We start from the raw sequence: 24,204 nt of genomic DNA, 5'->3' as shown, positions 1-24,204 counted from the left end.
CAGTCGATCCGCCAGCCAAAGGCGTCGCGTCATTGATTCGCCGGAACTGACCGGGCCTCGCCAGAAAACTTCCAGTTGCTGTTGAAAATAGTGGTCTGGATGCCGGATCAACTCGCCGACAAAGGTTTCGAAGGCCGATGTGCCGCCAGTGGTTGCGTTGATGGTGTGGGTACGGTCAAACGCAGCTTTGGCCGCTGCGCTATAGGTGGACTTGGCGTAGAAGCGATAATGCCGGTTTGGCGCGTCAAGGTTTGCTCCGCCCCACGGTTTGTCCGTGAACAGCGCGGACAATGGGCGAAGCGGCAGGTCGGTCGATATCAGTATTTGTGTCTGCGAATCGCTGGCCATCTGGATGTCTTCCCGATAGCTCACCGCCGCCAGCGCAATAGGCTCCGGATGCCCGGGAAAGGAATGCTGGATTCTACGCAGCAGTCCGTCAGCCAGCACCTTGCCTGCCTCGGGTTGTTGATCGAGCAGGTGTTTCAGTTCACGTTGATGATCCAGCATCTGTTGTAGATAGAGGGATTGGCGGGCCTCAGTCGAAGGCGCCGGGGCAGCGGAGGACGTCATGTTGTCGCCTGGAGATGAATATTCGGAACACGACGTTATCGAAGGCGAGCGAGCGGATTGCGGTATCTATATACCGCCAAAAAATTAAAAGTGAGGGTTTGGACGGGCGCAATTGAGAATGCTTTCCCGACAAAAATACTAGGACTTTGTCCGGCGGCTTGTTTGGCGTAAACTGCGCCCAAGCCTGCGAGGAGTTTCCATGACCGCTATTACCATTACCGACGCCGCCCATGATTACCTGGCTGATCTGCTCTCCAAGCAGAACACCCCGGGCATCGGCATCCGCGTCTTCATCACCCAGCCTGGCACCCAGTACGCCGAAACCTGCATTGCCTACTGCAAGCCGGGCGAAGAAAAACCTGAAGACACGGCGCTGGGGCTGAAAAGCTTCACCGCTTATATCGATCACTTCAGCGAAGCGTTTCTGGACGATGCAGTTGTCGACTACGCCACCGACCGTATGGGCGGCCAGCTGACCATCAAGGCGCCAAACGCCAAAGTACCGATGGTTAACGCCGACAGCCCGGTCAACGAGCGCATCAACTATTACCTGCAAACCGAAATCAACCCGGGGCTGGCCAGCCACGGCGGTCAGGTCAGCCTGATCGATGTGGTTGAAGACGGCATCGCGGTGCTGCAATTCGGTGGCGGTTGCCAGGGCTGCGGCCAGGCCGACGTGACCTTGAAGGAAGGCATCGAGCGCACCTTGCTTGAGCGCATTCCGGAGCTCAAGGGCGTTCGCGATGTGACCGACCACACGCAGAAAGAAAACGCCTACTACTAAGTAAGGTGTTCACTGCGAAGCCGTCACAAACCAGGCAATGCATTTTCCCGTGATGAGTGCGTTTGTCTGGTGCCACAAGATCAAAAGATCGCAGCCTTCGGCAGCTCCTACATTGGAATGTGTTTCCCTGTAGGAGCTGCCGAAGGCTGCGATCTTTTGCTTTCAGGGCCTGTAAAGGTGTGCATGCCCCGCGCGATACAACGATGATTCGCTGAACACCTCACTGCCCAAGACCCGCCCAACCAGAATCAGCGCGGTACGCCGAAACCCTTTGGCTTCAACCTTCGCGGCAATATCCGCCAGCGTCCCCACCACCCAATCCTGATCTGGCCACGTCGCCCGGTGAATCACGGCAATCGGGCAATCTGCGCCGTAATGCGGCACCAGTTCAGCGAGGATTTTCTGCAGATGATTGACCCCCAGATGGATCGCCATGGTGGCGCCGTGCTGGGCCAGGCTGCCGAGTTCTTCACCCGCTGGCATCGCGGTCTTATCGGCGTAGCGGGTCAGAATCACGCTTTGCGATATGTCCGGCAGGGTCAGCTCTGCTCCCAGCAACGCTGCACACGCCGCCGTAGCCGTCACGCCAGGAATGATTTCGAACGGGATTCCCAGTTCTCGCAAATAGCGGATTTGCTCGCCAATCGCGCCATATAAACCCGGATCTCCGGAATGCACCCGTGCCACATCCTGCCCCTTGGCGTGGGCGGTTTTGATCAGGTCGATGATCTGTTCCAGGTGCAATTCGGCACTGTTGACCACGGTGTCGGCCTGATGGCCTTCGAGCACCGCCGCTGGCACCAGCGAGCCTGCATAGATGATCACCGGGCAACTGCGGATCAACCGCTGGCCTTTGACAGTGATCAATTCCGGGTCGCCGGGGCCGGCGCCAATGAAGTAGACGGTCATCATTGAATCCTTTGAAAAAGCGGCACGGCAATCCCTTCAGATGAAGATTGCTCATAATCAATGGCGAGGATTATCGGGATTTTATGCTGCGCCGGCCAATGCCAACGTTGCCTGCGCGTACTTCTGCCGGGAAATCAGCAGTTTTGCCGGGGCTTGGATCAGTTGTTCAGCCAGTGCCAGAGCGGCACTTTCGGCAACGCCATAGCAGCCGGTTCGCTCGAAGGCGATCTGTGAATGATGGCTGAGCCTTTGCTGATAATTGGCCAGTTCTTCGCTGCTGAAGTACAGCAGTGGCAGGGCTAATTGTGCGGCCAGTTCCTGTAGTCCGGGCTCGTCGCGTTTCAGGTCGATGCTGGCCAAGGCCTTGACGGTCTGGAGTTCGATACGGTGGGCCTGTAACGCCTGATCGAGCAGCGCACGCAACGTACTGGCCGGGCAGCCGCGCTGGCAGCCCAGGCCGACGACGAAGGTCGGCGCTGCGCTGTCATGGGTCATGCGTGGTATTGACCATCGCTTTTGCGGCGGAACAACCAGGCGCTGATCAGGCCCAAGGCCAGCCAGAACGCCACGTTGGTCAACTGCGAAGCGATTTTGAATTGAGCTTCCAGGGCTTCCGGAGCGAGCATCGAATGCACTTCCGGTTGCGGTGCGCCGATGACGTGCGGCACAGCGAGGATGGCAACACCGAGGACCTTCATCAGCCAGTGACGGCTGAACGCGATCAACGACAGGCCGACAGCGGTCGAAGCCGCGGTGCCGATCCACCACATCTGGCGCGATGCCAGATCAGCAGCAGCGGTGCCCGGTAGTTCAGGCGGCAGGCCCATGGTCGGCGCGAGGACGAAGGTCGCGTAACCGGCCAGACCCCAGAGCAGGCCTTGCGAAGTTTTGGTCGGTGCGCGCAGGGTGTAGAGGCCGGCGAGCATCAATGCAAACCCTACGGCCACGACAAGATTGCCGCCGGTGGTCGAAACCACACGCTGCCAACCGTCTTCCGGCTCCCAGGCTTCGGCATCGTGAGTGTGGCCAGCCATGGCGCCTTCGGCGTGTTCATGAACGGCGACGGGTTCGGCTTTCTCGAAAGTTTCCGCCTGAAGAATCAGCGGCGAGACCCAGAAACTCTGCAGCAGAGTGAGGAGCAGGGCGGCCAGCAGACCGGTGAACCCTGCGGTTTGCGCAATACGCTTGATCATGTCGACAGGTCTCAGTGGCACGGGAACGCGGCGCTGTGGCGGGTATCGTGGGCGGCGTTGTGCACCGCTTCGATGTGCGAAAAACCGGCGAAGTAGACCAGGCTGGCGCCCAGAATCGACGCGAAGATCGCGGCGGTCAGGCGTTGGCTCAGTGTGGTGGTGCTGGCGATTTTGTCCGTGTTGCTGCCGGTGCTGCTGATGATCGACATGGCGCTTCCCTCTGGAGTGTCAGCGGGTGATATAGAGCGCATAAAACCCCTGCGGGTCGAGCACGCAGGGGTTCAAACAGCGCCCGCCCACCGCGGGTTTGTTATGTTCAGCGACGCACAAATGCGGGCTGTGTGTTGCGGGCCGGTCTCCGGGCTCACGAGGGGTTGGCGTCAGGCCGACCTGCAAGCGTCACCTTCCCATGCCGTACTGGCACAGTGGTTTTGACGCTTCGCTCGCTTACCGTTGCGGGGGCAGCACCGGACTGACATGGGCTTGAGTAAAGCACATGATTCACCGGTTTCCCGTTTCACCCTGTGAAGGGCACCCGTAACAAGTTGTGTAGGAGAGCATGGGGGTGGGGTTTTGGTCAATTTTTTGGGGTGGATCCGTTGCTGCGGGTGTTGCTGATTAGGGTTCCGCCCTTACGGCGGGTCACTTTTTCGGCGTTTGGAAAAAGTGACTCGCTGTAAGAGCGAAACCGCCAGTAGCAGCACCCGCAGCAACGGATATGCCCCCTATACCAAAACTCAACGCCCATTGACCCACCACCACCCGATGCGTAGCCTTGCGCATTCGAGGTTCTTCGGCCCACGCCGAAGCTAAGAAGGGAACGCGGTCAATGCCGCGGCTGCCCCCGCAACTGTGAACGGTGCTGTTCGCTGCCACGCCACTGCCAGCTCAATCGATGAGCCAGCGGGAAGGCGCAGCAAACGCCAGGCGCATGCCTGAACACCGTCAGCCAGGAGACCTGCCTCGTCACAGATTCTCACTACAACCGGGCGGGGTGATCCGGTGGCGAACGCTTCCGGCGCGCACGCGCGTTGCCGGTTCTCGTCCCGTATGCCCGCCGCTTGCCAAAGGGCATACCGATGAAAACACTGGCCAAACTCCCCGTCACCATCGTCACCGGCTTCCTCGGCTCGGGCAAAACCACGCTGCTGCGCCATATGCTCGACAACGCGCAGGGCCGTCGCATCGCGGTGATCGTCAATGAGTTTGGCGAGTTGGGCATCGACGGTGAGATCCTCAAACAATGCACCATCGGTTGCACCGAAGAAGAAGCCACCGGCCGCGTTTACGAACTGGCCAACGGCTGCCTGTGCTGCACCGTTCAGGAAGAATTCTTCCCGGTGATGCGCGAATTGGTCGCGCGTCGCGGCGACCTCGACCACATCCTCATCGAAACCTCGGGCCTGGCCCTGCCGAAACCGCTGGTGCAAGCCTTCCAGTGGCCAGAAATCCGCAGCGCCTGCACCGTTGACGCGGTAATTACTGTGGTCGACAGCCCGGCTGTGGCCGCTGGCACCTTTGCCGCGTTCCCGGATCAGGTCGACGCCCAGCGCAAACTCGACCCGAACCTCGATCACGAATCGCCGCTGCACGAACTGTTCGCCGACCAACTGGCGAGCGCCGACCTCGTCATCCTCAACAAGGCCGACCAGACCAGCCCGGAAGACCTCGCTCGCGTACGCGCTGAAGTCGCCGAAGAGCTGCCGCCAGCGGTGAAAATCATCGAAGCCAGCAACGGCCGCCTGCCGCTGGACGTGTTGATCGGCCTCGGTGCCGGTTCCGAAGAACACATCGACAGCCGCCACAGCCATCATGATCACCATCACGGTGAAGGCGATGACGACCACGATGACCACGATCATGACGCCTTCGATTCGATCTCCATCGAACTGCCGCAAGCCGACGAAAGCCTGCTGCTCGACGCGCTGACGCAACTGGTGGTTCAGCACGGCATCCTCCGTGTCAAAGGTTTCGCGGCGATTCCGAACAAGCCAATGCGTCTGCTGATCCAAGGCGTCGGCACGCGTTTCGACAAGCATTTCGACCGTCAGTGGGGTGCCGATGAAGCGCGCGTTACGCGTCTGGTGCTGATCGGTCAGGAACTCGATGCCGCCCAACTCGAAGCGCAACTGCGCGCCGCGCTCAGCGTTTAAACCATGCACCTGCTCAGGACTCAGCCCGGCGGTTTCGTCTCGGATGACAACATTGCCGACCTTGGCCAAACCCCCGCCGAGCTGGTGATCCTGTGCAGCGGCGACTCCAGCCTGGCGCTGCTCGCCGAAGCGGCGCAGCAGTTGCCGGAGGATTACCCGAGCCTGCGCCTGGCCAATCCGATGCAGGTGCAGAATCACGCGTCGGTGGATTTATACGTCGATGAAGTGCTGCGCCACGCCAAGGTGATTCTGATCTCGCTGCACGGCGGCATCGCCTACTGGCGTTACGGCGTCGAGCGTTTGGTCGAACTGAGCGAGCGGGGCGTGCAGGTGATTCTGGTGCCGGGCGATGATCGTCCCGATCCGGAGCTCAGCGATTTGAGCACCGTCAACGCCGAAGATCGCGACCGGCTCTGGCAGTTCCTGCGTCAGGGTGGCATGGGCAATGCGCTGGATTTCTTCCGTTGCATGGCCAGCCGTTGGCTCGACCGCGATTACCCGTGGGGCGAGCCTCAAGCCTTGCCGCGCACGGCGATTTACCACCCGAACAAACCCAGCGCCGCACTGAATGACTGGCAAGCCGAATGGCTGCCGGAAAACCCGGTCGCGGCGGTGTTGTTTTACCGCTCGCATCTGCAAGCGGCGAACACCGCGTTTATCGATGTTTTCTGCCAGCGTCTGCAGGCGGCGGGGCTCAACCCCTTGCCAATCGCCGTGGCCAGTTTGAAAGAGCCCGGCTGCCTGGCGGTGGTCGAGGATTGGCTCGACGAAGTCGAGGCGGGGGTCATCCTCAATACCACCGGTTTCGCCCAGTCCAGCCCTGAAGCGCCGCATCTGCGGCCATTTCGCCGCAATATTCCGGTGATTCAGGCGATCTGCGCCCAAGACAACGAACCCGGCTGGCGCGACAGTGAGCAAGGCCTTGGCCCGCGCGATCTGGCGATGCACATTGCCTTGCCGGAACTCGACGGGCGCATCATCAGCCGGCCTATCAGCTTCAAGGATCTGGCCTGGCGCAGCGAGCGCAGTCAGTCCGATGTGGTCTGCTATCGCGCGCAGCCTGAGCGCATGGATTTTGTCGCTGAACTGGCGCGGCGCTGGATTGATCTGGCGCGAGTTCCTAACAGCGAAAAACGCATCGCGTTGATTCTTGCCAACTACCCGACCCGCGACGGTCGCATCGGCAACGGTGTCGGCCTCGACACGCCGGCAGCAGCGCTGAATATTCTGCGGGCGTTGCAGGCCGAGGGCTATCCGATCACCGCAGAGTTGCCGGGCAGCGGCACCGAGTTGATCCAGCAATTGCTCGGCGGCGTCAGCAACGATCTCGACACGATAGACCTGCGCCCGTGCCAGCAAAGCCTGGCCATGGACGCTTACCTGACGATGTTCAACGCGTTGCCCGAAGCCAATCGCAGCGCCGTGGTCGAGCGTTGGGGAGCGCCACAGAACGATCCGATGTGTCGCGACGGTCGGATGATGATTGCCGGCATTCGCTTCGGCCTGACCTTCGTCGGCATTCAACCGGCACGCGGTTATCAGGTTGATCCAAGCGCGGTGTATCACGACCCGGATCTGGTGCCGCCGCACGCTTATCTGGCGTTCTATTTCTGGTTGCGCAACACCTACGGCGCGCACGGCGTGATCCACGTCGGCAAGCACGGCAACCTTGAATGGCTGCCAGGCAAAGGTGTCGGCCTTTCGGAAAATTGCTGGCCGGATGCGCTGCTCGGGCCGCTGCCGAACATCTATCCGTTCATCGTCAACGATCCGGGCGAGGGCGCCCAGGCCAAACGACGCACGCAAGCGGTGATCATCGATCACTTGATGCCGCCGCTGACCCGCGCCGAAACCTACGGTCCGCTGCGCAATCTGGAGCTGTTGGCCGACGAATACTACGAAGCGCAACTGCTCGACCCGCGTCGCGCCCGCGAGCTGCAGCGCGACATTCTGCAGTTGGTGCGCGATACGCAGATTGACCGTGAGCTGCAACTCGACGCTGCACTGGACAGCGACGCCGATGCGGCAATCTGGCTGCCGCGTCTGGACACCTATTTGTGTGATCTGAAGGAATCGCAGATTCGCGATGGTCTGCACATTTTTGGCGAGTCACCGACGGGGCGACTGCGCATTGATACCTTGCTGGCGCTGCTGCGGATTCCGCGTGGCGATGGCAAAGGTGCGCAATCAAGCTTGCTGCGTGCACTGGCCAAAGCGTTTGAGCTTGGTTTCGATCCGCTTGATTGCGCGTTGGCCGAGCCATGGACCGGCCCACGCCCGGCACAGCTGCAATCACAAAGCGACGAATTCTGGCGCACCGCCGGCGACAGCCGTGAGCGCCTCGAACTGTTTGCCAGCGAGTTAATCTCCCAGTCACTGCAGCCCCCTTGTAGGAGTGAGCCTGCTCGCGATAGCGGTGTGTCAGCCAACATTAATTTAACTGACACACTGCCATCGCGAGCAGGCTCACTCCTACAAGGATCGCGTTGGGCTGAGGTCAACGCAATCATCGACAATCTGCGCGAAGTCGTCGCCCCACGCCTGGACGCCTGCGGCCCCGCCGAAATGCGCGGTCTGCTCGACGCCCTCGGCGGACGCTTCGTTCCCGCCGGCCCGAGTGGCGCACCCAGCCGTGGCCGCCTCGACGTTCTGCCGACCGGGCGCAACTTCTATTCGGTCGACGTGCGCAACCTGCCGACCACCACCGCGTGGCGCATCGGTTTCCAGTCGGCGACGTTGATTCTTGAACGCCATCTGCAAGACCACGGCGATCACCTGCGCCAGCTCGGCTTGTCGGTGTGGGGCACGGCGACCATGCGCACCGGCGGCGACGACATCGCCCAAGCCATGGCATTGATGGGTGTACGCCCGGTGTGGGCCACCGGCAGTCAGCGTGTCGATGATTTCGAGATACTGCCGCTGAGCCTGCTTGATCGCCCGCGTGTCGATGTCACGCTGCGGGTTTCCGGGTTCTTCCGCGATGCGTTCGCCAATCTGATTCGCCTGTTCGATGCCGCCGTGCAAGCGGTGGCGGCGCTGGACGAGCCGGATGATCTCAACCCGTTGGCCGCGAAAGTGCGCGCCGAACGCGAGGCGCTGCGGCAATCGGGTCTCGATGAAGACACCGCGCGGCGTCAGGCCGGATGGCGGATCTTCGGCGCCAAACCCGGTGCTTACGGAGCCGGCGTGCAGGGCGCGATCGACGGGCGTCTGTGGCAAACCCGCGAGGATCTCGCCGAGGTCTACCTGAACTGGGGCGCTTACGCCTATGGCGGTTCGGATGAGGGCACGGCTGCCCGCGAGCAATTCGTCCAGCGCCTGAGCCAGGTGCAAGCGGTGCTGCAGAATCAGGACAATCGCGAGCACGACTTGCTTGATTCCAACGACTATTACCAGTTCCAGGGCGGCATGCTGGCTGCCGTCGAAAGCTTGCGCGGCGAAGCAGCGGCCAGTTATCACGGCGATCACAGCCAGCCGGATCTGCCGAAGATTCGCACCTTGAAAGAAGAGCTGAACCGTGTGATCCGCTCGCGGGCAGCCAATCCGAAATGGATCGACGGGGTCAAACGCCACGGCTATAAAGGCGCGTTCGAAATGGCGGCGACGGTTGATAACCTGTTTGCGTTTGATGCCACCACGCAGTTGATCGACGATCATCAATACGCCTTGCTCGCCGATGCTTATTTGCTCGATCCGGCAACTCGGGAGTTTGTTCGGGAGCACAATCCGCATGCCCTGCGCGACATGACCGAGCGCATGCTCGAAGCACAGCAGCGCGGGATGTGGCAGGAGCCGGGGGCTTATAAAGAGGCGCTGGAGAATCTGCTGTTGGACATAGAAGAAGACAGCTAACCCAGTCGCTGCCACAGTTAAAAATGCAATTCACCGACCATGACCGAGTAATGAAGATGACCGAAACCCCGCATTTCCCGCTCTCCGCCGTGGTCGGCGCCGATGATTTGAAACTCGCCCTGTGCCTCACCGCCATCGACCCGAAAATCGGCGGTGTGCTGATCGAAGGCCCGCGCGGCATGGCCAAATCCACGTTGGCCCGAGGCCTGGCCGATCTGCTTGCCAGTGGCCAGTTCGTCACCTTGCCGTTGGGCGCCACCGAAGAGCGCCTCGTCGGCACGCTGGACCTCGATGCCGCACTGAGCGAAGGTCGCGCGCAGTTTTCTCCCGGTGTGCTGGCCAAGGCCGATGGCGGCGTGCTCTACGTCGACGAGGTCAATTTGCTGCCTGACCACTTGGTCGATCTGCTGCTCGATGTTGCGGCCAGTGGCACCAACCTGATCGAGCGTGACGGCATTTCCCATCGGCACTCGGCGAAGTTCGTTTTGATCGGCACGATGAACCCGGAAGAAGGCGAGTTGCGCCCGCAGCTGCTCGACCGCTTCGGTTTGAACGTAGCCCTCAGCGGCCACACCGCGCCCATTGAACGCGGACAGATCATTCGTCGACGACTGGATTTCGACAGCGATCCGCAAGGCTTCTGTGCCCAATGGGAAACCGAGCAGCAAGGCTTGCGCGCTCGTTGCGAACACGCTCGCGCTGCCCTGGCCGACATTGCGCTGGACGATACGGCGCTGGCACACATCACCGAACGTTGCTTTGCTGCCGGGGTGGATGGCCTGCGCGCCGATCTGGTCTGGCTGCGTGCGGCCCGTGCCCACGCGGCATGGCGCGGGGCAGCGGAGATTGGCGAAGAAGACATCGACGCCGTGGCCGAGTTTGCCCTGCGCCATCGTCGTCGTGAGCAACCGTCATCGGCTCCGCAACAGTCTGCACAGTCGCCGGCCGAGGCTCAGGCAACACAGCCGAGCGAAGGGCAGGGCCAGTGGGGCGACATGCCTGCGCCCGCGTTAGCCACTGGCGCCCGCCGCGAAGTGCCGAGCTGGCCGCTAGCAAAAAAGCCGTAAGCATTCGCCCCCGATCCGCAGCGGGGGCGAATGCCAAACCCCGCGCCGGACAGCTGGACGGTGGACGTCAGGGCAAGCGCCATGCGGCCCGTAGCGGTACGGTGAATTGGCCGGGGACTTTGCTCAATGGGCGTCCTCGAGCGCGTGAAGATCTGCTGTTCCAATTGCGCACGCGTTCGCCCCATGAACTGTGGCTGGTGATCGTCGATGCGTCGGCTTCGACTCGCCGTCATCATGCCTTGAGTGACGCCAAGGGCCTGCTTGCGCAGTTGTTCGATGACGCCTATCGACAGCGTGCGCGGCTGGCCTTGTTGACCGCCAGTGGCACCACGCCGAAATGGCAGGTGCAGGGTTTGAAAGCGTCCAGCGGACTGGGAGTCTGGCTTGATCAGTTAGGCGCGGGTGGCGGTACACCGTTGCTGGCGGCGTTGGCCCAGGCACAGCAATGGTTGACGGTACGACGCAAGCGCTTTCCTGCCGAGCAACAGCGATTGCTGGTGGTCACGGACGGCCGCTTGAAGGATCTCGGTGCGGTGTTGGCAGTAGCCTGTCCGGGGCTGTTGATCGACATTGAGCGCGGGCCGATTCGACTGGGGCGGGCCAAGGAACTGGCGGCGGCGCTCGAAGCGGAATATCGGCATATCGATGAACTTTAAAGGTTGCGGTCTCTGAGCGGGCCTCTTCGCGGGCGAGCCCGCTCCCACAGGGTTCGATGTCAAACCAAGCATCACATTCACACCTGAGACTTCTGTGAGAGCGAGCCTGCTCGCGAAGCTTTTCAGCTTGCTACAGATTTTGAAATGATTTGCCGCTGTAGGAAATGTTCCCAAAGCCTGTACGCTCCAAGGCCATTTTTCATTCAGGATTTGCATGAACACCCTCTTGGAACCTCCCAGTTGTAGTTCCCCCACGTGCCATGGCGCGGTCTTGACGCACTCGCAGCATCCGGTTTTCCGACCTCCGACTATCGTTGTTAACGCGGCTCTTGAGCCTTCGCGTTGCGCTTTGCCGTGTCCGGCAGCCTGAATTCACTGAAGAGAGATCGAGACGTTTTATGGAATGGTTAGCGGATCCCACGGCCTGGTTAGGCCTGTTGACTCTGATCGTGCTGGAACTGGTGCTGGGTATCGACAACCTGGTGTTCATCGCGATTCTCGCGGACAAACTGCCGCCGCATCAGCGCGACCGCGCACGCATCATTGGTCTGTCGTTGGCACTGATCATGCGCCTGGGCCTGTTGGCGAGTATTTCCTGGCTGGTGACGCTTACCCAGCCGTTGTTCGAAGTATTCGACAAGAGCTTCTCCGGTCGTGACCTGATCATGCTGTTCGGTGGTGTGTTCCTGCTGTTCAAGGCGACGATGGAGTTGCACGAACGCCTGGAGGGCCACGTCGGCGAGCGGTCGACGAATACCGCGTATGCGTTGTTCTGGCCAATCGTCGCGCAGATCGTGGTGCTTGATGCGGTGTTCTCGCTCGACGCGGTGATTACCGCCGTGGGCATGGTGGATGAGCTGGCGGTGATGATGATCGCGGTGATCATTTCCATCGGTTTGATGATCGTGGCCAGCAAACCGCTGACGCGCTTCGTCAACGCCCACCCGACGGTGATCATGCTGTGTCTTGGCTTCCTGATGATGATCGGTTTTGCCTTGACTGCTGAAGGTCTGGGCTTCCATATCCCGAAAGGTTATCTGTACGCGGCCATTGGTTTCTCGATCCTGATCGAGGTGTTCAACCAGATTGCCCGCGCCCGTCGCAAACGTTCGATGCAGGGCCTGCGCCCAATGCGCGAACGCACGGCCCACGCGGTCATGCGCTTGCTCGGTGGGCGCAAGTTGGCGGTGGAAGAGGTTGGCGAGGAGATTTCCGACTTGCTGGACGATGGCGAAGCACCGACTGCCGAGCTGTTTGATCGCCGCGAACGAGTGATGATCAGTGGCGTGCTGCAACTGGCGGAGCGGCCGATCCGCGCTTTGATGACCGTGCGCGCCGATGTCGACAGCATCGATCTGGCTGATGACGCGGAGGCGATTCGTACGAAGTTGATGCATTCGTCCTACTCGCGCCTGCCGTTGATTCGTGACGGTGCGGTGGATGAGCCTTTGGGTTTCGTGCACAAGAAAGAATTGCTCAAGGAATACCTGGCCGGTACTGAACCGAATCTGGAGCATTTGGCCCGCAAGACCGTCAATCTGCTCGACAGCTACTCGATTCTGAATGCGCTGGAGCAAATGCGCGGTGCATCCACGCATATTGCCTTTGTGGTCAATGAATTCGGTGATTTTGTCGGTGTGTTGACCATGACCGACATCCTTGAATCGATTGCCGGTGAGCTACCCGATGCCAGCGAAATCGAAGGCCCGGACGTCGTCGAAGAGCAGGGCGGATTTATGGTCAGCGGTGCATTGAACCTGTCGCGGGTTCGCCAGCGCACGGGTTTTGGCGCCGAGCCGACCGAGGACTACCAGACCATGGCCGGATTGGTCATGAGCCTGCTGGACCGCTTGCCAATGAAGGGTGATCGACTGGCGCATGAAGGTTGGCAGATGACCGTTGTCGCTGTTGAAGAACGGCGGGTGACGCGAGTGTTGTTGGTGCGCGAGGCCGCGTAACACGGACGTTTCTGTTCACTGCACCGACCTCTTTGCCAGCAGGCTGGCTCCCATTCGATTTGTGGCACGCGCACAAATCCTCTGGGCGCTGGCTTGCCAGGGATGACAATCCTCCAGCCGATACAGATTTCACTGATAAAAGGTGTAGCGATCCTTGCCCGTGTGCTTTGACTCATACAGCGCCGCATCTGCCTTGATCAGCGCCTGGGTCAGGGTGTCGTTATCCTCCACCCGGGTCACGCCGATGCTGATGGTCACCGGATGGCGAGTGGGTTGCTCGCGCACCAATCGGCACAGTTCGGTCGCGAGGGCCTCGACGTCTTCGCGCCGGACGCCGGCCAGATAAATCGCAAACTCCTCTCCGCCCAGTCGCGCGTAATCGAACGGCAGCATGACGGTTTTGATATCGGCGGCAATGCGTTTCAACACCTCGTCGCCGATGTCGTGGCCATAGGTGTCATTCACTTTCTTGAAATTATCGATGTCGATCATTGCCAGGTAATGGTCGTGTTCGCGAGGTACGGCGTGCAGATGTTGTTCCGCGAGGGTCATGAATGAGCGACGGTTGGGGATTTCCGTGAGGGTGTCGTTGTAGGCTTGATCGAGCAGCAGCTTGGACATGATGTAGTTGTAGAGCTTGGCCTCGCGCAGTTTCAGAAAGGTGTAGATGGTCAGTGCACAGAGAAACACGCTGTAGCACGCGGTCATCACGCCCCTCAGTTCGATCAGGCTGGTGGTGGTATTGAGGAAGGGGTTGAGCAGCACCCAGATCAGCGCCTGTACGACAAAGAATGACCAGCGACTCAGCGGTAGTACCGAAATGCTGTAGAGCATGCTGGCCGCCGCGAGGACCAGCCAGGAACTGTGCACGGCGGGTGGCAAGCCGTTGACGATAAGGCGTACCCCAACGGTCAGCCCCAGCACTAGCAACACGGTGATGACATCGAAGTGCCGGGCCTTGCGGGTGAACACCAGCACGACGGTCAATACCGCAAACAGGGCGAGAAATACCATCGAGCGCCAGGTGAATCCCTGACCGCCGAGGAAACTCACGATCAAGTCGAACAGCAGCCACATGGCAATGCTGGCGATATAGATCAGCAGGCTGAACGAGTGCAAACGCTCGAATTCATGCTGGATGAACTCCGCCCGCAACGCGGCGGGCGCAGTTTTCTTTAGTACCTGTTCTTCAATGGTTTTGTACATTGCCGCCCTGATGGTTGCGTTGGTTGTCGAGAATCACTCGGCCCCATGGACGATAGCGCAGTGAAAACACTGCGCCAGGATGACACCCGGTCGATGTCGCATCCGGGGCGACGGGTTCGGCGTGGAAGGGCTGACCCTCACGGCTGACCTGACGAAACGCTTCACGCACAATGCCGACAGAGCAGGGCAGTGCACTGGCATAACCGTCCCGCACGACCACCGGCAAGCGACCTGTACCGGCGCCGTCCTGCCACCACACCTGAATGCCCAGTGCGCTCAAATCGCCCAGCCACTGTGCGTTTACCGTTGGGGCGAGTTTGCCGGCACTGAATGCGCTGACATGCAGCGGCGCATCGAGTTTTGCGGCGAAATCCTTGAGCTGCTTTTGCAGCGTTATACGACGATCCGCCGCGAGAAAGTGGAAGTCATCCAGCTCCAGCGGCAAGTACCAGCCTTGTACCGTCACCTTCCAGTCCTTGCGTACAGTGTGCTGCTGAGCCAGCGACTGACCCAATTGCGCTTGCCAATATTTGCCGAGGCCGGCGCTGTCCAGTTCGTCGATGCGTTGGTAGTAGGCCGGGTCCATCTTTAATCCCAACACCAATTGCAAACCTTGCTGCTGTGCGAGCTTGAGGCTGTTGGCGAGCCAGCCATTGCTGCCGCCAAAATCGGAGTCGCCATAGGCCGTCCATTGCACAATCAGGGTTCGCGCGCCTTTTCTGGCGGTGTCCTGCCAGATGTTTTGCCACTGCGCCTGACTGAGGTTGGCATCGACATTCAGCGGTTGATAGAACACACGCTCATCGGCTCTTGCGACGAGTGCGCCCAGCATCAGGCAGAAAAACAGCATCCAGCGCGCCATCAGAAATTCCACTCCACGCCCAGCAGCACACCGTTGCCGCCTTCATATAGATTGCCGCCCAGCGATTGCTGATATTCGGTGCGCACCGTCAGCTTCGAACGGTAAGCGTTGTAGCGATCATCGTCGTACCACCACTGCCATCGAAGGCCGACACCAGTGCGCAAGTCTTGCCGCCAATCGTTGCTCGGATCCTGACTGGCAAACTCGAGGAAGCCATACGGCATGACGGTCTGCGCGCCATTGAACGGCAGCTTCCAGGTGTGACCTTGCTGGAATCGGGACAGCCATTGGTGATCGCCAGCCTTGGTCCACCACGCAGCATCGAGGTAGAGGAAGCGTTCGTCCCATTCGCTTTCGTCAACACGCCAGTCGTTGCGGTATCTGCCCTGATCGAGGAACGACGCGGTGGCGCGCAGCAGGTAGTCAGTAGTGGTGTGGCCGTCCTGGCGGTGGTCGTCGAGTTGGTCCGAGAGTTTATCGGGGTTGATCAACTGGCCGAGGCTCAGGCCGTGGTTGTCCTTGTCGTCGAACTGGCTTTGCTTGTAGATCTCGCCATAGAAGTTGATGTTTTGCGTACCCCACGGCTTGTAACGCAGGCCCACGCCTGCCGCGACGGATTCGGCGTAGCTGGAGCGGCTTTGCCCGCCGAGCAACACGCGACCATACACCGACAGCGAGCTGCCGGCGCGGCTTGGTTCGTCACCCAAGGCGTGATCCCACATCGCAACCTGAACGTTCTGCGAGTTGGGGCTGCGGTTCGACCCCTCGCTGTCGTCGTCACGCAGAAAGTCGTTGGTCGATACGCCTGCCGGTGACCAGGTACTGGCGATAGTAAAGTTGTCGCGACGGGACAACGCCTCATGGGCGCGACGCTGACGATAACGCCGGGCCTCCATGCTGCCGTCTTCATCGTCAGCGGCGACAGGGTTCTGCTCCAGATCGATGACTCGCCGCAGTTCTTTGCGCGCTGAGGCGCTGTCCTCGATTTCGTCGTAGCGCCAGGCCAGGGTTTCGCCGAGGTGGTAGTCCTCGGGAAAATCGCGGGTCGCCCGTTGCAGATAGGGGATGGCCGTCGCGCGTTCTTCGCGGGTTGGCGCGCCGGACAGACGCATGCCGTAGTCGGCGCGATAACGCGAATTGGCTGGATCGCGGCGCACCGCTTCGGCAAGCCAGGCATTACTTTGCGCGAGGTCGCCGACCTTTTGCGCGGAAACCGAAGCGGCATAAAAATGCCCGGCGTCCGGAGCGATTTGCAAGGCCTGGCGTTGCCGTTGCAGCGCCTCGGCATGATCGCCGCGAGCGTCGGCGATGGCCGCGCCAAGAGACCATTCATTGGCGCCGCGCGTGCTGCTGTGTTGCCAGAAGCGCTCGGCCGTCTGGTTGTCACCTGCATTCAACGCACTTCGGCTTGCAGTCAGGCGTGCATTGTCGGTGAGTTCGGCGGCCGGAATGCTGCGCCAGATGGCCAGTGCGCCGGCGGAATCGCCCGCCGCCTCCAGCGCATAGGCCAACGGCAAGCGGCTGCTGCGATCCCCCAGTTTTTCTGCCTGCTGGTAATACACCACGGCTTCGCCGGGACGATCAGGCATCGCACAGCGGCCGAGAGCGCGATAGTCGCCCGCCGCTTGCGGCTGGCTACCGATGGCTTGCTGTACGGCATCGCATTGCCCGGTTTCGGCGAGTTGTGCGAGCAGTTGGCCACGGGTAGCGCCGTCGATATGACTGATCAAAGAGGCCATGCGCCGTTGTTGCGCGGGAGTGGTGTCTGTCGATGACGCATAAAGCCCCGCCAGGCGTTGCAGCGCCGCAGGCGGCAGGCGAGCGCCGTGACGGTCATAAGCATTTTCCAGCAGTTGCTGCGCATGGGCGCGATCACCGCTTTGCAGTGCGAGGAAACTGGCCTGATTCAGTGAAGCTGGATTGCCGGTTTGCCGGTAGTGGTACTCCCAAAGCGTCTGTTCTTCCGTACGGCGCCCCATGCGTTGAGCCAGTTCGGCCCTGCGCTTGACCACCGCCGGGGTCTGCGTCTGGCCGGCAAGCCAGACCATGACTTTGCTGCTCTCGCCCTGTTCCTGCCAGACATCGACCAGTTGCGCCTGACGCCGACTGTCCCATGGCTCGGGCAAGCGCGTGCTCTGTAGCAAATCCGTCGCTTGCAGGCGCTGGGCGAGGACCAGCCAGGTTTGCGGATCATCCGAAGGTTGGCACTGGCGCAGTTGCGTCAGAGCGGCTTCGGGGTCATGGCGCGATAGCCACTCGGTGGTTTCCAGGCACGGACGCTGCAAATCGTTGCTCAGGCGTTGCACGGTGGGGACGTCGTCGGTTTGCCGCGCCAGTTCCCACAGGCGCTGGCGTTGCGCCGGATCAGCCAGATCGGCGGCGGGCAGGGATTGCAGCCAGCGTTGCGCCTGTTGGTCATGGCCCATGGCGATGGCGCGATCGACCATGGCCAGACGCACCTTGCGCGTCGCTTGCGGGTCCGGTGCCTGCAGCAACAGCTGTTGCAAGGGCTTTTCATCGAGGCGTTGCACGTAGGCATTGGCCAGCCGCTGCCAGCCTTCGGCATCCAGTTGTTTGCGGGCTGCGAGCGGAGCCAGTTCGTCGATGGTGCCGCTCCAGTCACGCAATTGTTCCGACCAGTTGGCGCGGGCCAGACGCAGAATGTTTTCATCGCCCTTGGGCGAAAGTTGCGCGAGCCAGTCGTGGGCCTTTGCCGCACCGCCGAACTTGGCCAGGCTCAGGCTGTAAGCCTGCCAAAGCCGTACGCGGTCGTTGAGATCGCTGGTGGCCATCCATTGTTCGACTTGCGCGCTGCTCGGCGGATCCTGCTCGATCCATGTCAGACGCAAGTCGAGCACTGCTTTACTGTTGTCCTTTGGCAATGCCTGAACCGCATCCTTGTAGCGACGCTGATTGGCCAGTGACTCGACGAGCAAGGCCCTTGCCTCATCATTTTTCGGCACCTTCTCCAGCAAGTGCCGCATCAAGCGTTCGACTTCTTTCCAGTTACCCTTTTTCGCCTCGCGGTAGCTGCGATCCATGTAGGGGTAGCTGCGAAACTGCTCGAAATCACTCAGCGGTGCGGCGTGCAATGGCGACGCAGCGCTCAGGCCGAGCAACAGGCTGCCCAGCAACAGGGTGTGACGCTGAACAGGTTTCATGCGACCTCCCGAACGATACGGTAGGCGGCCTGCTGTTCGCTGGCCTGATCAGCCAGTGCCTGTTCGAGCACTTCCTGAGTGATCATGCCGCGGGCGATCAAGTGTTCGCCGAGTGACATCTTCTCGGCATCGAAATCGATCATTGCCTGATTGAACAGGCTGGGCGGCACCATGCCGCGTACCTGCAGCAAATTGCCGAGCAACACCTGATGGCGACTGACGCGCTCCAGTAAATCTTCGTTGTCCTGATGACGCTCCAGCACCTCCAGCATATGGTGCATTTCCTCACTCTGGCGGGGGCTGGCGTACCAGTAGCGAATCCCCAATGTCACTAGGCCCTGCGGCGCCAGACGGCTACGCACAGGACGTTTCAATTGGCGACTGATCGCGCCGAGGGAAACCTGGCTGACCGGACCCTCGGAGGCGAGCACCAAAGTGTCACCTTCTTCGGCAACGGGCAGCACGCCGTAGTGCGACGCGACCCGGCGCGGAACCGCGTCGATCAGATGTTTGTCGAGTTTGAACGGATTGAGCGGCGCCCACTCCAGCTCCAGTTGTTCGGCCAATTCCTGCACCAATTGCGTGCTGTTGATGTATTCCCGCAGCAGCAGTTCACGTCCCAGACGCCGACGCACCGGGCTGGTGATGGCCGCTTCCAGTTGTTCTTCGGTGAGCAGGCCTTTCTCCACCAGTCGACGGCCCAGCGGCACTCGTTGTGCCTTGGTCAGCGCCGGGAATTCGTGGGTGGTCTTGTCCCACGCGACGCGCCGCGAGTCGCCCATTTCCATGACCTGGCGCAGCGCGCGCAGGTTGGCGAAGAAGTTGACGTAGTTGCTCCACATCATCCGTGGCGCCGACAGCAGCCCCTCGGCCAACCCGTAATAGCGCGTAACGAACCAGCCGCGCTGGAACAAACGATTGAGCAGCATGAAACCGTTGAGCCAGAGCAGGACGGGCAGGATGGAACTGTCGGAAAGAATCGACGGGTAACGCCACGACTCCGGAGAAATCACCGTCACCAGCCACATGACGATCAATACAACAAACAGCAGGTTGACCAGAAAACTCAGCATGTAGGCGATGAGCCCGCGACGGTCACGCCAGAGAAAGTAGTTGAGCAGTCCCTTGCGGCTCCAGCCGAGATTCTTGGTGCCCTGAAACACGATGCCGACGATCCAGCGCGATTTCTGCCTGATCGCGTGCTGCAAGTCCCGTGGAAAGTGCTCACGCACGCAGATGACCTGGGAAAATTCGCGGTTCATGCCGAACGCCCACGGCTGTTCCAGGGCCAGTTTCGGATCGCTGACCGAGTAACGGGCGAAGATGCACTTCATGCCTTTCTGCTTGAGGCGGAAGCCGATGTCGTAGTCCTCGGTGAGACTCTGCACATCGAAGGCGATACCGTCACCGTCTTCAAGCAGGGCACTGATCGCCTTGCGGCTGAAGCAGGTGCCGACGCCGGCGCTGGGCACCTGCCCGGTCAGGGCTTCGCGGACGATGACGTCCTTGCCATGGTTCTCGGCAAACTCGTCGACATAGTGCCCGGCGGTGAAGCCTTTCCATTCCGGGGCGTACGGGTAGACCGGGATCTGGATCAGATCCTTGTTCGGCAGCAAATAGTTGTACAGGCGCAATTCCATCGGCGAAATCACGTCTTCTGCATCGTGAAGGATGAACCCGGCGAACTGGATTTTTGCTTCGCTCTCGAAACGCAGGATGGCGTCGATGATGTTGTTCAGGCAATCAGCCTTGCTGGTCGGGCCGGGACGGGCGCAGACCACTTTGTGCACATTGGGATAGTGCTGGCAGACCGCGTCGACATCCGCTTGGGTTTCAGCGTCGTTGGGGTAGGTGCCGACGAAGATCTGATAGTTCTCGTAGTCGATGGTCGAGGCCGCCAGGCGAGCCATTTCACCCACGACCCCGACTTCATTCCAGGCGGGCACCATGATCGCCAGTGGCTTTTCCGCGATGGTGTACAGGCGTTCTTCATCGGCGCGCTCGAATTTCTCGTAGATCCGCCAGCGGCGAATCAATCTGCGGCCCCAGTACACAAGGTCGATGAACAGGTCGTCCAGACCGAGGATGAACATCAACAGGGCGAGGGCAATCGCCACATATTTGAGAGCAAACAACACATACGCAAAGAAATCGACCCAACCCAGACTCATACTCCGTCACCCGCCGGCGAGCGTGCGCTCAACCAGGCGTGCAGGCGTGTGGCGATCAATTCACTGGCATGGCCGTCGCCGTAAGGGAAATGCACGCGGCTCATGCGCGTGTAGGTTTGCTCATCGTCAAGCAACTGGCTGGCCTCTTTGACGATGCGAGCCCTGTCGGTGCCCACCAGCAGCATGGTGCCGCTTTCCAGCACCGAAGGCCGTTCGGTAACGTCACGCAACACCAGCAGCGGCTTGCCGATGGCGGGGGCTTCTTCCTGCACGCCGCCGGAGTCGGTCAGAATGAAATGCGCCCGGCCCATGAGCCAAACGAAATTCGGGTAGTCCTGCGGTGCGACCAGATAGATGTTGGGTTTGTTGGCGAGCATGCCGTACACCACCTCCTGCACCAGCGGATTGAGGTGTACCGGGTAAACGAATTGCACGTCCGGGTAACGCTCGGCGAGTTCTGCCAAGGCCTGACAAATATTCTGAAACCCATCGCCGAGGTTTTCCCGACGATGGCTGGTCACCAGAATCATCCGGCGCTGATCATCAAGCACTGCCAAAGGTGAATCAGCCGCTGGCTGCCAATCGGTTTGTTGCTGGTGGGCACGCATCCACAACAAGGCATCGATCACCGTGTTGCCGGTGATTTCGATGTTGTCTTCGGGCACGCCTTCGCGCAGCAGATTGGCGGCGGATTTGGAAGTCGGCGGGAAGTGCAGGTCGGCGATGACGCCGGTCAGGCGTCGATTGGCCTCTTCAGGCCACGGTGCGCGCAAATTGCCGGTGCGCAGGCCGGCTTCAACGTGGCCGATGGGCAGTTGCCGATTGAACGCGGCGAGGGCGGCGATGAAGCTGGTGGTGGTGTCCCCGTGGACCAGCACGATATCCGGTTTGACCCGTTCGTAGGCCTGATCAAGCTGTGTCAGCAAATGCTGCGACAAACCGTTGAGGGTCTGGCCCTGGGTCATCACATGCAGGTCTTCATCCACCGTCAGCTCGAAGGCGTCCAGCACCTGAGTGAGCATCTCGCGATGCTGGCCGGTGGAGCAGATGTTCAGTTGGATGTCAGGCCAGTGACGCAGGACCCGGGCCAGCGGGGCCATTTTGATAGCCTCCGGGCGAGTACCGAAAACCATCATGACTTTAAAAGACATTGACCCCCTCCTGGACTTCGCAACGCTGGGGCGAAACGCCTTTCGCGTGTTCTCTTACTGAGAAATAAAGAAAAGCAGCCGGATGGGAGCTTGTCCAATCCGGCTTGGGGCTTGTTTGTTACCGATGATTTAGGAAGAAAGTGCCATCAGTTGATGGCTTCTTGGATGGCAACTTCAGGAAAAGTCCCATCGGCGTGCGCGTGGGATCGTACAAAGGGTGCGCAGGGTCTGCCGGAGCCAGGTCAGATCATGCGACGCTTTGCGGGGAGCGAAGGGGGCTTTGGTCCTGCCGATATGCTCGGCGAGATCCCGTGCAAGCGTCTCTTCGGTGCCGATGCCTTTGAGCTTTTTCACCAGCCTGCCGTTCTTGTAGAACAGCACCGTCGGCGTGCCGGTCACTTGCGGATGGCGGGGCGACTCGCTGGTGTTGAGCATATAAATGTCGGCGCGATGCCGGTACGGCTCGGCCGTCTGACGAAAGATCGGCCCGGCCCATTCGCAGGCAGGGCAATGTTCGTTGGCGAAATACAGAATCACCGGGCGCCAGGTTTTCAGGGCTTTGCAATAAACCGGAGCCAGATCGGTATTCGACGCGATGGCTTTCATTGAAATCTCCTTTTCAATGACCTTGTAGGTTCAATGACGTTAAAGGAGAGGGGCAAGAAGGTCTACTGTCAGAAATTACAGGTGCGCGTAAAAAACCCGAGTTTTTTCCCACGAATTTACGAGAGCTACCCGACGAGCAAGACAGAAACGTCGGAAAAGAACGCGTGATATCTTCATTTGCATTGGAGTCATGACCCGTTTGGAGTGCTATTTTGAGTGCCACTCAAAGCACCTTAAGGAACACCGTCATGGCACATATCATTCTTTCTCAAGTCGTTGCGAGTATTTCCGAATTGAAAAAAAATCCGATGGGAACCGTCGCCGCTGGGGGCGGGCAGTCAGTCGCGATTCTCAACCGAAATGAGCCAGCGTTTTACTGTGTACCCGCCAAAGAGTACGAGACGATGATGGCGCGCCTGGAGGACCTAGAGTTGATAGCGCTCAGCAAGGAACGGGAAAATGACCCGACTATCAAGGTCTCGTTAGATGACTTATGAGCTGGAGTTTTCCGAAAAGGCATGGAAGGAATGGGGGAGGTTGGGAGAAGGGCTTCGTGAGCAATTTAAAAGGAAACTCACCGAACGGATACTCAATCCCCACGTACCTGCCGATCGCCTTAGAGGCCTCTCCAACGCATACAAAATAAAGCTCCGGAATGCAGGGTATCGAATGGTTTATCGGGTCAAGGATGAAATCCTGATCGTCACCGTGATAGCTGTCGGTAAACGAGAACGGGGCGACGTTTATAAAGAAGCCGCCAAACGCTGAATTGCTTTTAAAAGCTGAATTCATGTCTCTATGGTTTGCACCGAACCGGATCACCCAAGCCCCAAATGGGAACCTCCTACTCGCGGTGTGTAGCCTACAGTAGCGCGTTCACTCCTGATTGCGTCTCGCGATAACTTCCCTGCTTGCTGCATCCCATTGATTCCAAAAACATTTCAATCCATTGCAGATTCCGACCGAATCCTGTGGCACACTTTCTGCTGTCTATTCCGTAGTAACAAACCGTGTTCCGGTATAGCGGAATAAACACAATTCTGGAGTGCTTGCCATGCATCGCCGTCCTTCGTTGTTTAAAGCGTGTGTTTTTGTTCTTGCGGCTTCGTCCGCTGTCATGGGTATGGCCCAGGCAGCCGACGGCAAGCTCGACAGTGTTCTGGCCCGTGGGAAACTGATCGTCGGCACCGGCAGCACCAATGCGCCGTGGCACTTCCAGGGCGCCGATGGCAAGTTGCAGGGTTTTGATATCGACATCGCGCGGATCGTCGCCAAAGGTCTGTTCAACGACCCGAGCAAGGTCGAGTTCGTGGTGCAGTCATCCGATGCGCGGATTCCCAATCTGCTCACCGACAAGGTCGACATGAGCTGCCAGTTCATCACCGTCACCGCCAGTCGCGCGCAGCAAGTCGCATTCACCCTGCCGTACTACCGCGAAGGCGTCGGCCTGCTGCTGCCGAACAACAGCAAGTACAAGGAAATCGAAGACCTGCAAGCCGCTGGCGACAGCGTCACCGTGGCGGTGCTGCAGAACGTCTACGCCGAAGAACTGGTGCACCAGGCACTGCCCAAAGCCAAGGTCGATCAGTACGACAGCGTGGACTTGATGTATCAGGCCGTGAACTCCGGCCGTGCCGATGCTGCGGCAACCGACCAGTCTTCGGTCAAATACCTGATGGTGCAGAACCCTGGCCGCTACCGCAGCCCGACCTATGCCTGGAGCCCTCAAACCTATGCGTGTGCTGTGAAGCGCGGCGATCAAGATTGGTTGAATTTCGTCAACACCGCGTTGCACGAGGCCATGACCGGCGTTGAATTCCCGACTTACGCGGCGTCGTTCAAGCAATGGTTTGGTGTTGATCTGCCGTCGCCAGCCATTGGTTTCCCCGTCGAATTCAAATGATC

Annotated in this window: 20 protein-coding genes and 2 riboswitches; of the genes, 10 read left to right on the top strand and 10 right to left on the bottom strand. The window is 60.0% G+C overall.

Annotated elements, in window-relative coordinates:
- The first annotated feature begins 99 nt into the window (after window positions 1-99).
- Together AC3Y64_RS15445 and nfuA are read left to right on the top strand one after the other, a co-directional pair.
- Window positions 100-516, top strand: a complete 417-nt coding sequence (locus tag AC3Y64_RS15445) for a hypothetical protein (RefSeq protein ID WP_489984333.1) — start codon at window positions 100-102, stop codon at window positions 514-516.
- Window positions 517-769: 253 nt separating this feature from the next.
- Window positions 770-1,354, top strand: a complete 585-nt coding sequence (gene nfuA / locus AC3Y64_RS15440; RefSeq protein WP_007912592.1) for a Fe-S biogenesis protein NfuA — start codon at window positions 770-772, stop codon at window positions 1,352-1,354.
- Window positions 1,355-1,516: 162 nt separating this feature from the next.
- On the opposite strand, the gene cobM is transcribed toward nfuA, so the two are convergent.
- From cobM to AC3Y64_RS15420, 4 genes are all read right to left on the bottom strand, one after another.
- On the bottom strand, window positions 1,517-2,263 hold the full coding sequence (cobM, locus tag AC3Y64_RS15435) for a precorrin-4 C(11)-methyltransferase (RefSeq protein ID WP_489984332.1): 747 nt from the start codon (window positions 2,261-2,263) through the stop codon (window positions 1,517-1,519).
- 81 nt (window positions 2,264-2,344) lie between these two features.
- Window positions 2,345-2,758 carry a cobalamin biosynthesis protein gene (locus AC3Y64_RS15430; RefSeq protein WP_489984331.1) on the bottom strand — a complete coding sequence of 138 codons (414 nt, stop codon included), beginning with the start codon at window positions 2,756-2,758 and terminating at the stop codon, window positions 2,345-2,347.
- Window positions 2,755-3,456 carry a CbtA family protein gene (locus AC3Y64_RS15425; RefSeq protein ID WP_489984330.1) on the bottom strand — a complete coding sequence of 234 codons (702 nt, stop codon included), beginning with the start codon at window positions 3,454-3,456 and terminating at the stop codon, window positions 2,755-2,757. Before AC3Y64_RS15425 ends, AC3Y64_RS15430 begins: the two co-directional genes overlap by 4 nt.
- An 11-nt stretch (window positions 3,457-3,467) precedes the next feature.
- Window positions 3,468-3,665, bottom strand: a complete 198-nt coding sequence (locus AC3Y64_RS15420; RefSeq protein WP_093430890.1) for a CbtB domain-containing protein — start codon at window positions 3,663-3,665, stop codon at window positions 3,468-3,470.
- A 123-nt stretch (window positions 3,666-3,788) separates the two neighbouring features.
- Window positions 3,789-4,010, bottom strand: a riboswitch (cobalamin riboswitch).
- Window positions 4,011-4,225: 215 nt separating this feature from the next.
- A riboswitch (cobalamin riboswitch) is annotated at window positions 4,226-4,436 on the top strand.
- A gap of 99 nt (window positions 4,437-4,535) precedes the next feature.
- Here AC3Y64_RS15420 and cobW point away from each other — a divergent pair.
- The 5 genes from cobW (at window position 4,536) to AC3Y64_RS15395 (ending at window position 13,142) form a co-directional block, all read left to right on the top strand.
- Window positions 4,536-5,609 carry a cobalamin biosynthesis protein CobW gene (gene cobW / locus AC3Y64_RS15415; protein WP_122590808.1) on the top strand — a complete coding sequence of 358 codons (1,074 nt, stop codon included), beginning with the start codon at window positions 4,536-4,538 and terminating at the stop codon, window positions 5,607-5,609.
- Window positions 5,610-5,612: 3 nt separating this feature from the next.
- On the top strand, window positions 5,613-9,461 hold the full coding sequence (gene cobN / locus AC3Y64_RS15410) for a cobaltochelatase subunit CobN (protein WP_489984329.1): 3,849 nt from the start codon (window positions 5,613-5,615) through the stop codon (window positions 9,459-9,461).
- 56 nt (window positions 9,462-9,517) lie between these two features.
- Window positions 9,518-10,528: a magnesium chelatase ATPase subunit I gene (locus AC3Y64_RS15405; protein ID WP_489987979.1), complete on the top strand. Its 1,011-nt coding sequence runs from the start codon at window positions 9,518-9,520 to the stop codon at window positions 10,526-10,528.
- Window positions 10,529-10,581: 53 nt separating this feature from the next.
- Window positions 10,582-11,184, top strand: coding sequence for a VWA domain-containing protein (locus AC3Y64_RS15400; RefSeq protein WP_489987978.1), 603 nt, complete (start codon window positions 10,582-10,584; stop codon window positions 11,182-11,184).
- Window positions 11,185-11,582: 398 nt separating this feature from the next.
- Window positions 11,583-13,142 (top strand): TerC family protein, encoded by a 1,560-nt coding sequence (locus AC3Y64_RS15395; protein WP_489984328.1) that lies wholly within the window; start codon window positions 11,583-11,585, stop codon window positions 13,140-13,142.
- 129 nt (window positions 13,143-13,271) lie between these two features.
- Here AC3Y64_RS15395 and AC3Y64_RS15390 read toward each other — a convergent pair whose 3' ends face one another.
- The 6 genes from AC3Y64_RS15390 to AC3Y64_RS15365 all read right to left on the bottom strand — a co-directional run bounded on the left by AC3Y64_RS15390 (window position 13,272) and on the right by AC3Y64_RS15365 (window position 22,299).
- A complete protein-coding gene (locus AC3Y64_RS15390) occupies window positions 13,272-14,348 on the bottom strand; it encodes a GGDEF domain-containing protein (protein ID WP_489984327.1) in 1,077 nt (358 codons plus the stop codon).
- Complete coding sequence (locus AC3Y64_RS15385) at window positions 14,332-15,210, bottom strand: DUF4434 family protein (RefSeq protein ID WP_489984326.1); 879 nt, start codon at window positions 15,208-15,210, stop codon at window positions 14,332-14,334. The genes AC3Y64_RS15390 and AC3Y64_RS15385 overlap by 17 nt, the downstream gene beginning before the upstream one ends.
- Window positions 15,210-18,371, bottom strand: a complete 3,162-nt coding sequence (locus tag AC3Y64_RS15380) for an NfrA family protein (protein ID WP_489984325.1) — start codon at window positions 18,369-18,371, stop codon at window positions 15,210-15,212. Before AC3Y64_RS15380 ends, AC3Y64_RS15385 begins: the two co-directional genes overlap by 1 nt.
- Window positions 18,368-20,542: a cyclic di-3',5'-guanylate-activated glycosyltransferase NfrB gene (gene nfrB, locus AC3Y64_RS15375; RefSeq protein WP_489984324.1), complete on the bottom strand. Its 2,175-nt coding sequence runs from the start codon at window positions 20,540-20,542 to the stop codon at window positions 18,368-18,370. Before nfrB ends, AC3Y64_RS15380 begins: the two co-directional genes overlap by 4 nt.
- Entirely contained in the window at window positions 20,539-21,693 is a 1,155-nt protein-coding gene (gene wecB / locus AC3Y64_RS15370) for a non-hydrolyzing UDP-N-acetylglucosamine 2-epimerase (protein ID WP_489984323.1), read from the bottom strand. The genes nfrB and wecB overlap by 4 nt, the downstream gene beginning before the upstream one ends.
- Before the next feature lie 174 nt (window positions 21,694-21,867).
- Window positions 21,868-22,299, bottom strand: coding sequence for a thioredoxin family protein (locus AC3Y64_RS15365; protein ID WP_489984322.1), 432 nt, complete (start codon window positions 22,297-22,299; stop codon window positions 21,868-21,870).
- 248 nt (window positions 22,300-22,547) lie between these two features.
- On the opposite strand from AC3Y64_RS15365, the gene AC3Y64_RS15360 reads away from it, so the two are divergent.
- The 3 genes from AC3Y64_RS15360 (at window position 22,548) to AC3Y64_RS15350 (ending at window position 24,202) form a co-directional block, all read left to right on the top strand.
- A complete protein-coding gene (locus AC3Y64_RS15360; protein ID WP_489984321.1) occupies window positions 22,548-22,796 on the top strand; it encodes a type II toxin-antitoxin system Phd/YefM family antitoxin in 249 nt (82 codons plus the stop codon).
- A complete protein-coding gene (locus tag AC3Y64_RS15355) occupies window positions 22,786-23,067 on the top strand; it encodes a type II toxin-antitoxin system RelE family toxin (protein WP_489984320.1) in 282 nt (93 codons plus the stop codon). The genes AC3Y64_RS15360 and AC3Y64_RS15355 overlap by 11 nt, the downstream gene beginning before the upstream one ends.
- 286 nt (window positions 23,068-23,353) lie before the next feature.
- Window positions 23,354-24,202, top strand: coding sequence for a transporter substrate-binding protein (locus AC3Y64_RS15350; RefSeq protein ID WP_489984319.1), 849 nt, complete (start codon window positions 23,354-23,356; stop codon window positions 24,200-24,202).
- Window positions 24,203-24,204: the final 2 nt, after the last annotated feature.

It is taken from the genome of Pseudomonas sp. 4CAES_32.4 (assembly GCF_058136335.1).
Note: the sequence above shows the minus strand (reverse complement) of the source record. Positions and strands in the feature narration are given on the sequence as shown.

Excerpts from the sequence above, each read along its gene's own strand:
- AC3Y64_RS15365 (WP_489984322.1), bottom strand. The coding sequence starts at position 22,299 with ATGAAAGCCATCGCGTCGAATACCGATCTGGCTCCGGTTTATTGCAAA.
- cobM (WP_489984332.1), bottom strand. The coding sequence starts at position 2,263 with ATGACCGTCTACTTCATTGGCGCCGGCCCCGGCGACCCGGAATTGATC.
- AC3Y64_RS15350 (WP_489984319.1), top strand. The coding sequence starts at position 23,354 with ATGCATCGCCGTCCTTCGTTGTTTAAAGCGTGTGTTTTTGTTCTTGCG.
- AC3Y64_RS15425 (WP_489984330.1), bottom strand. The coding sequence starts at position 3,456 with ATGATCAAGCGTATTGCGCAAACCGCAGGGTTCACCGGTCTGCTGGCC.
- nfuA (WP_007912592.1), top strand. The coding sequence starts at position 770 with ATGACCGCTATTACCATTACCGACGCCGCCCATGATTACCTGGCTGAT.
- AC3Y64_RS15395 (WP_489984328.1), top strand. The coding sequence starts at position 11,583 with ATGGAATGGTTAGCGGATCCCACGGCCTGGTTAGGCCTGTTGACTCTG.
- AC3Y64_RS15390 (WP_489984327.1), bottom strand. The coding sequence starts at position 14,348 with ATGTACAAAACCATTGAAGAACAGGTACTAAAGAAAACTGCGCCCGCC.
- AC3Y64_RS15360 (WP_489984321.1), top strand. The coding sequence starts at position 22,548 with ATGGCACATATCATTCTTTCTCAAGTCGTTGCGAGTATTTCCGAATTG.
- wecB (WP_489984323.1), bottom strand. The coding sequence starts at position 21,693 with ATGTCTTTTAAAGTCATGATGGTTTTCGGTACTCGCCCGGAGGCTATC.
- nfrB (WP_489984324.1), bottom strand. The coding sequence starts at position 20,542 with ATGAGTCTGGGTTGGGTCGATTTCTTTGCGTATGTGTTGTTTGCTCTC.
- AC3Y64_RS15405 (WP_489987979.1), top strand. The coding sequence starts at position 9,518 with ATGACCGAAACCCCGCATTTCCCGCTCTCCGCCGTGGTCGGCGCCGAT.
- AC3Y64_RS15385 (WP_489984326.1), bottom strand. The coding sequence starts at position 15,210 with ATGGCGCGCTGGATGCTGTTTTTCTGCCTGATGCTGGGCGCACTCGTC.
- cobN (WP_489984329.1), top strand. The coding sequence starts at position 5,613 with ATGCACCTGCTCAGGACTCAGCCCGGCGGTTTCGTCTCGGATGACAAC.
- AC3Y64_RS15420 (WP_093430890.1), bottom strand. The coding sequence starts at position 3,665 with ATGTCGATCATCAGCAGCACCGGCAGCAACACGGACAAAATCGCCAGC.
- AC3Y64_RS15380 (WP_489984325.1), bottom strand. The coding sequence starts at position 18,371 with ATGAAACCTGTTCAGCGTCACACCCTGTTGCTGGGCAGCCTGTTGCTC.
- AC3Y64_RS15430 (WP_489984331.1), bottom strand. The coding sequence starts at position 2,758 with ATGACCCATGACAGCGCAGCGCCGACCTTCGTCGTCGGCCTGGGCTGC.
- AC3Y64_RS15355 (WP_489984320.1), top strand. The coding sequence starts at position 22,786 with ATGACTTATGAGCTGGAGTTTTCCGAAAAGGCATGGAAGGAATGGGGG.
- cobW (WP_122590808.1), top strand. The coding sequence starts at position 4,536 with ATGAAAACACTGGCCAAACTCCCCGTCACCATCGTCACCGGCTTCCTC.
- AC3Y64_RS15445 (WP_489984333.1), top strand. The coding sequence starts at position 100 with ATGCCGGATCAACTCGCCGACAAAGGTTTCGAAGGCCGATGTGCCGCC.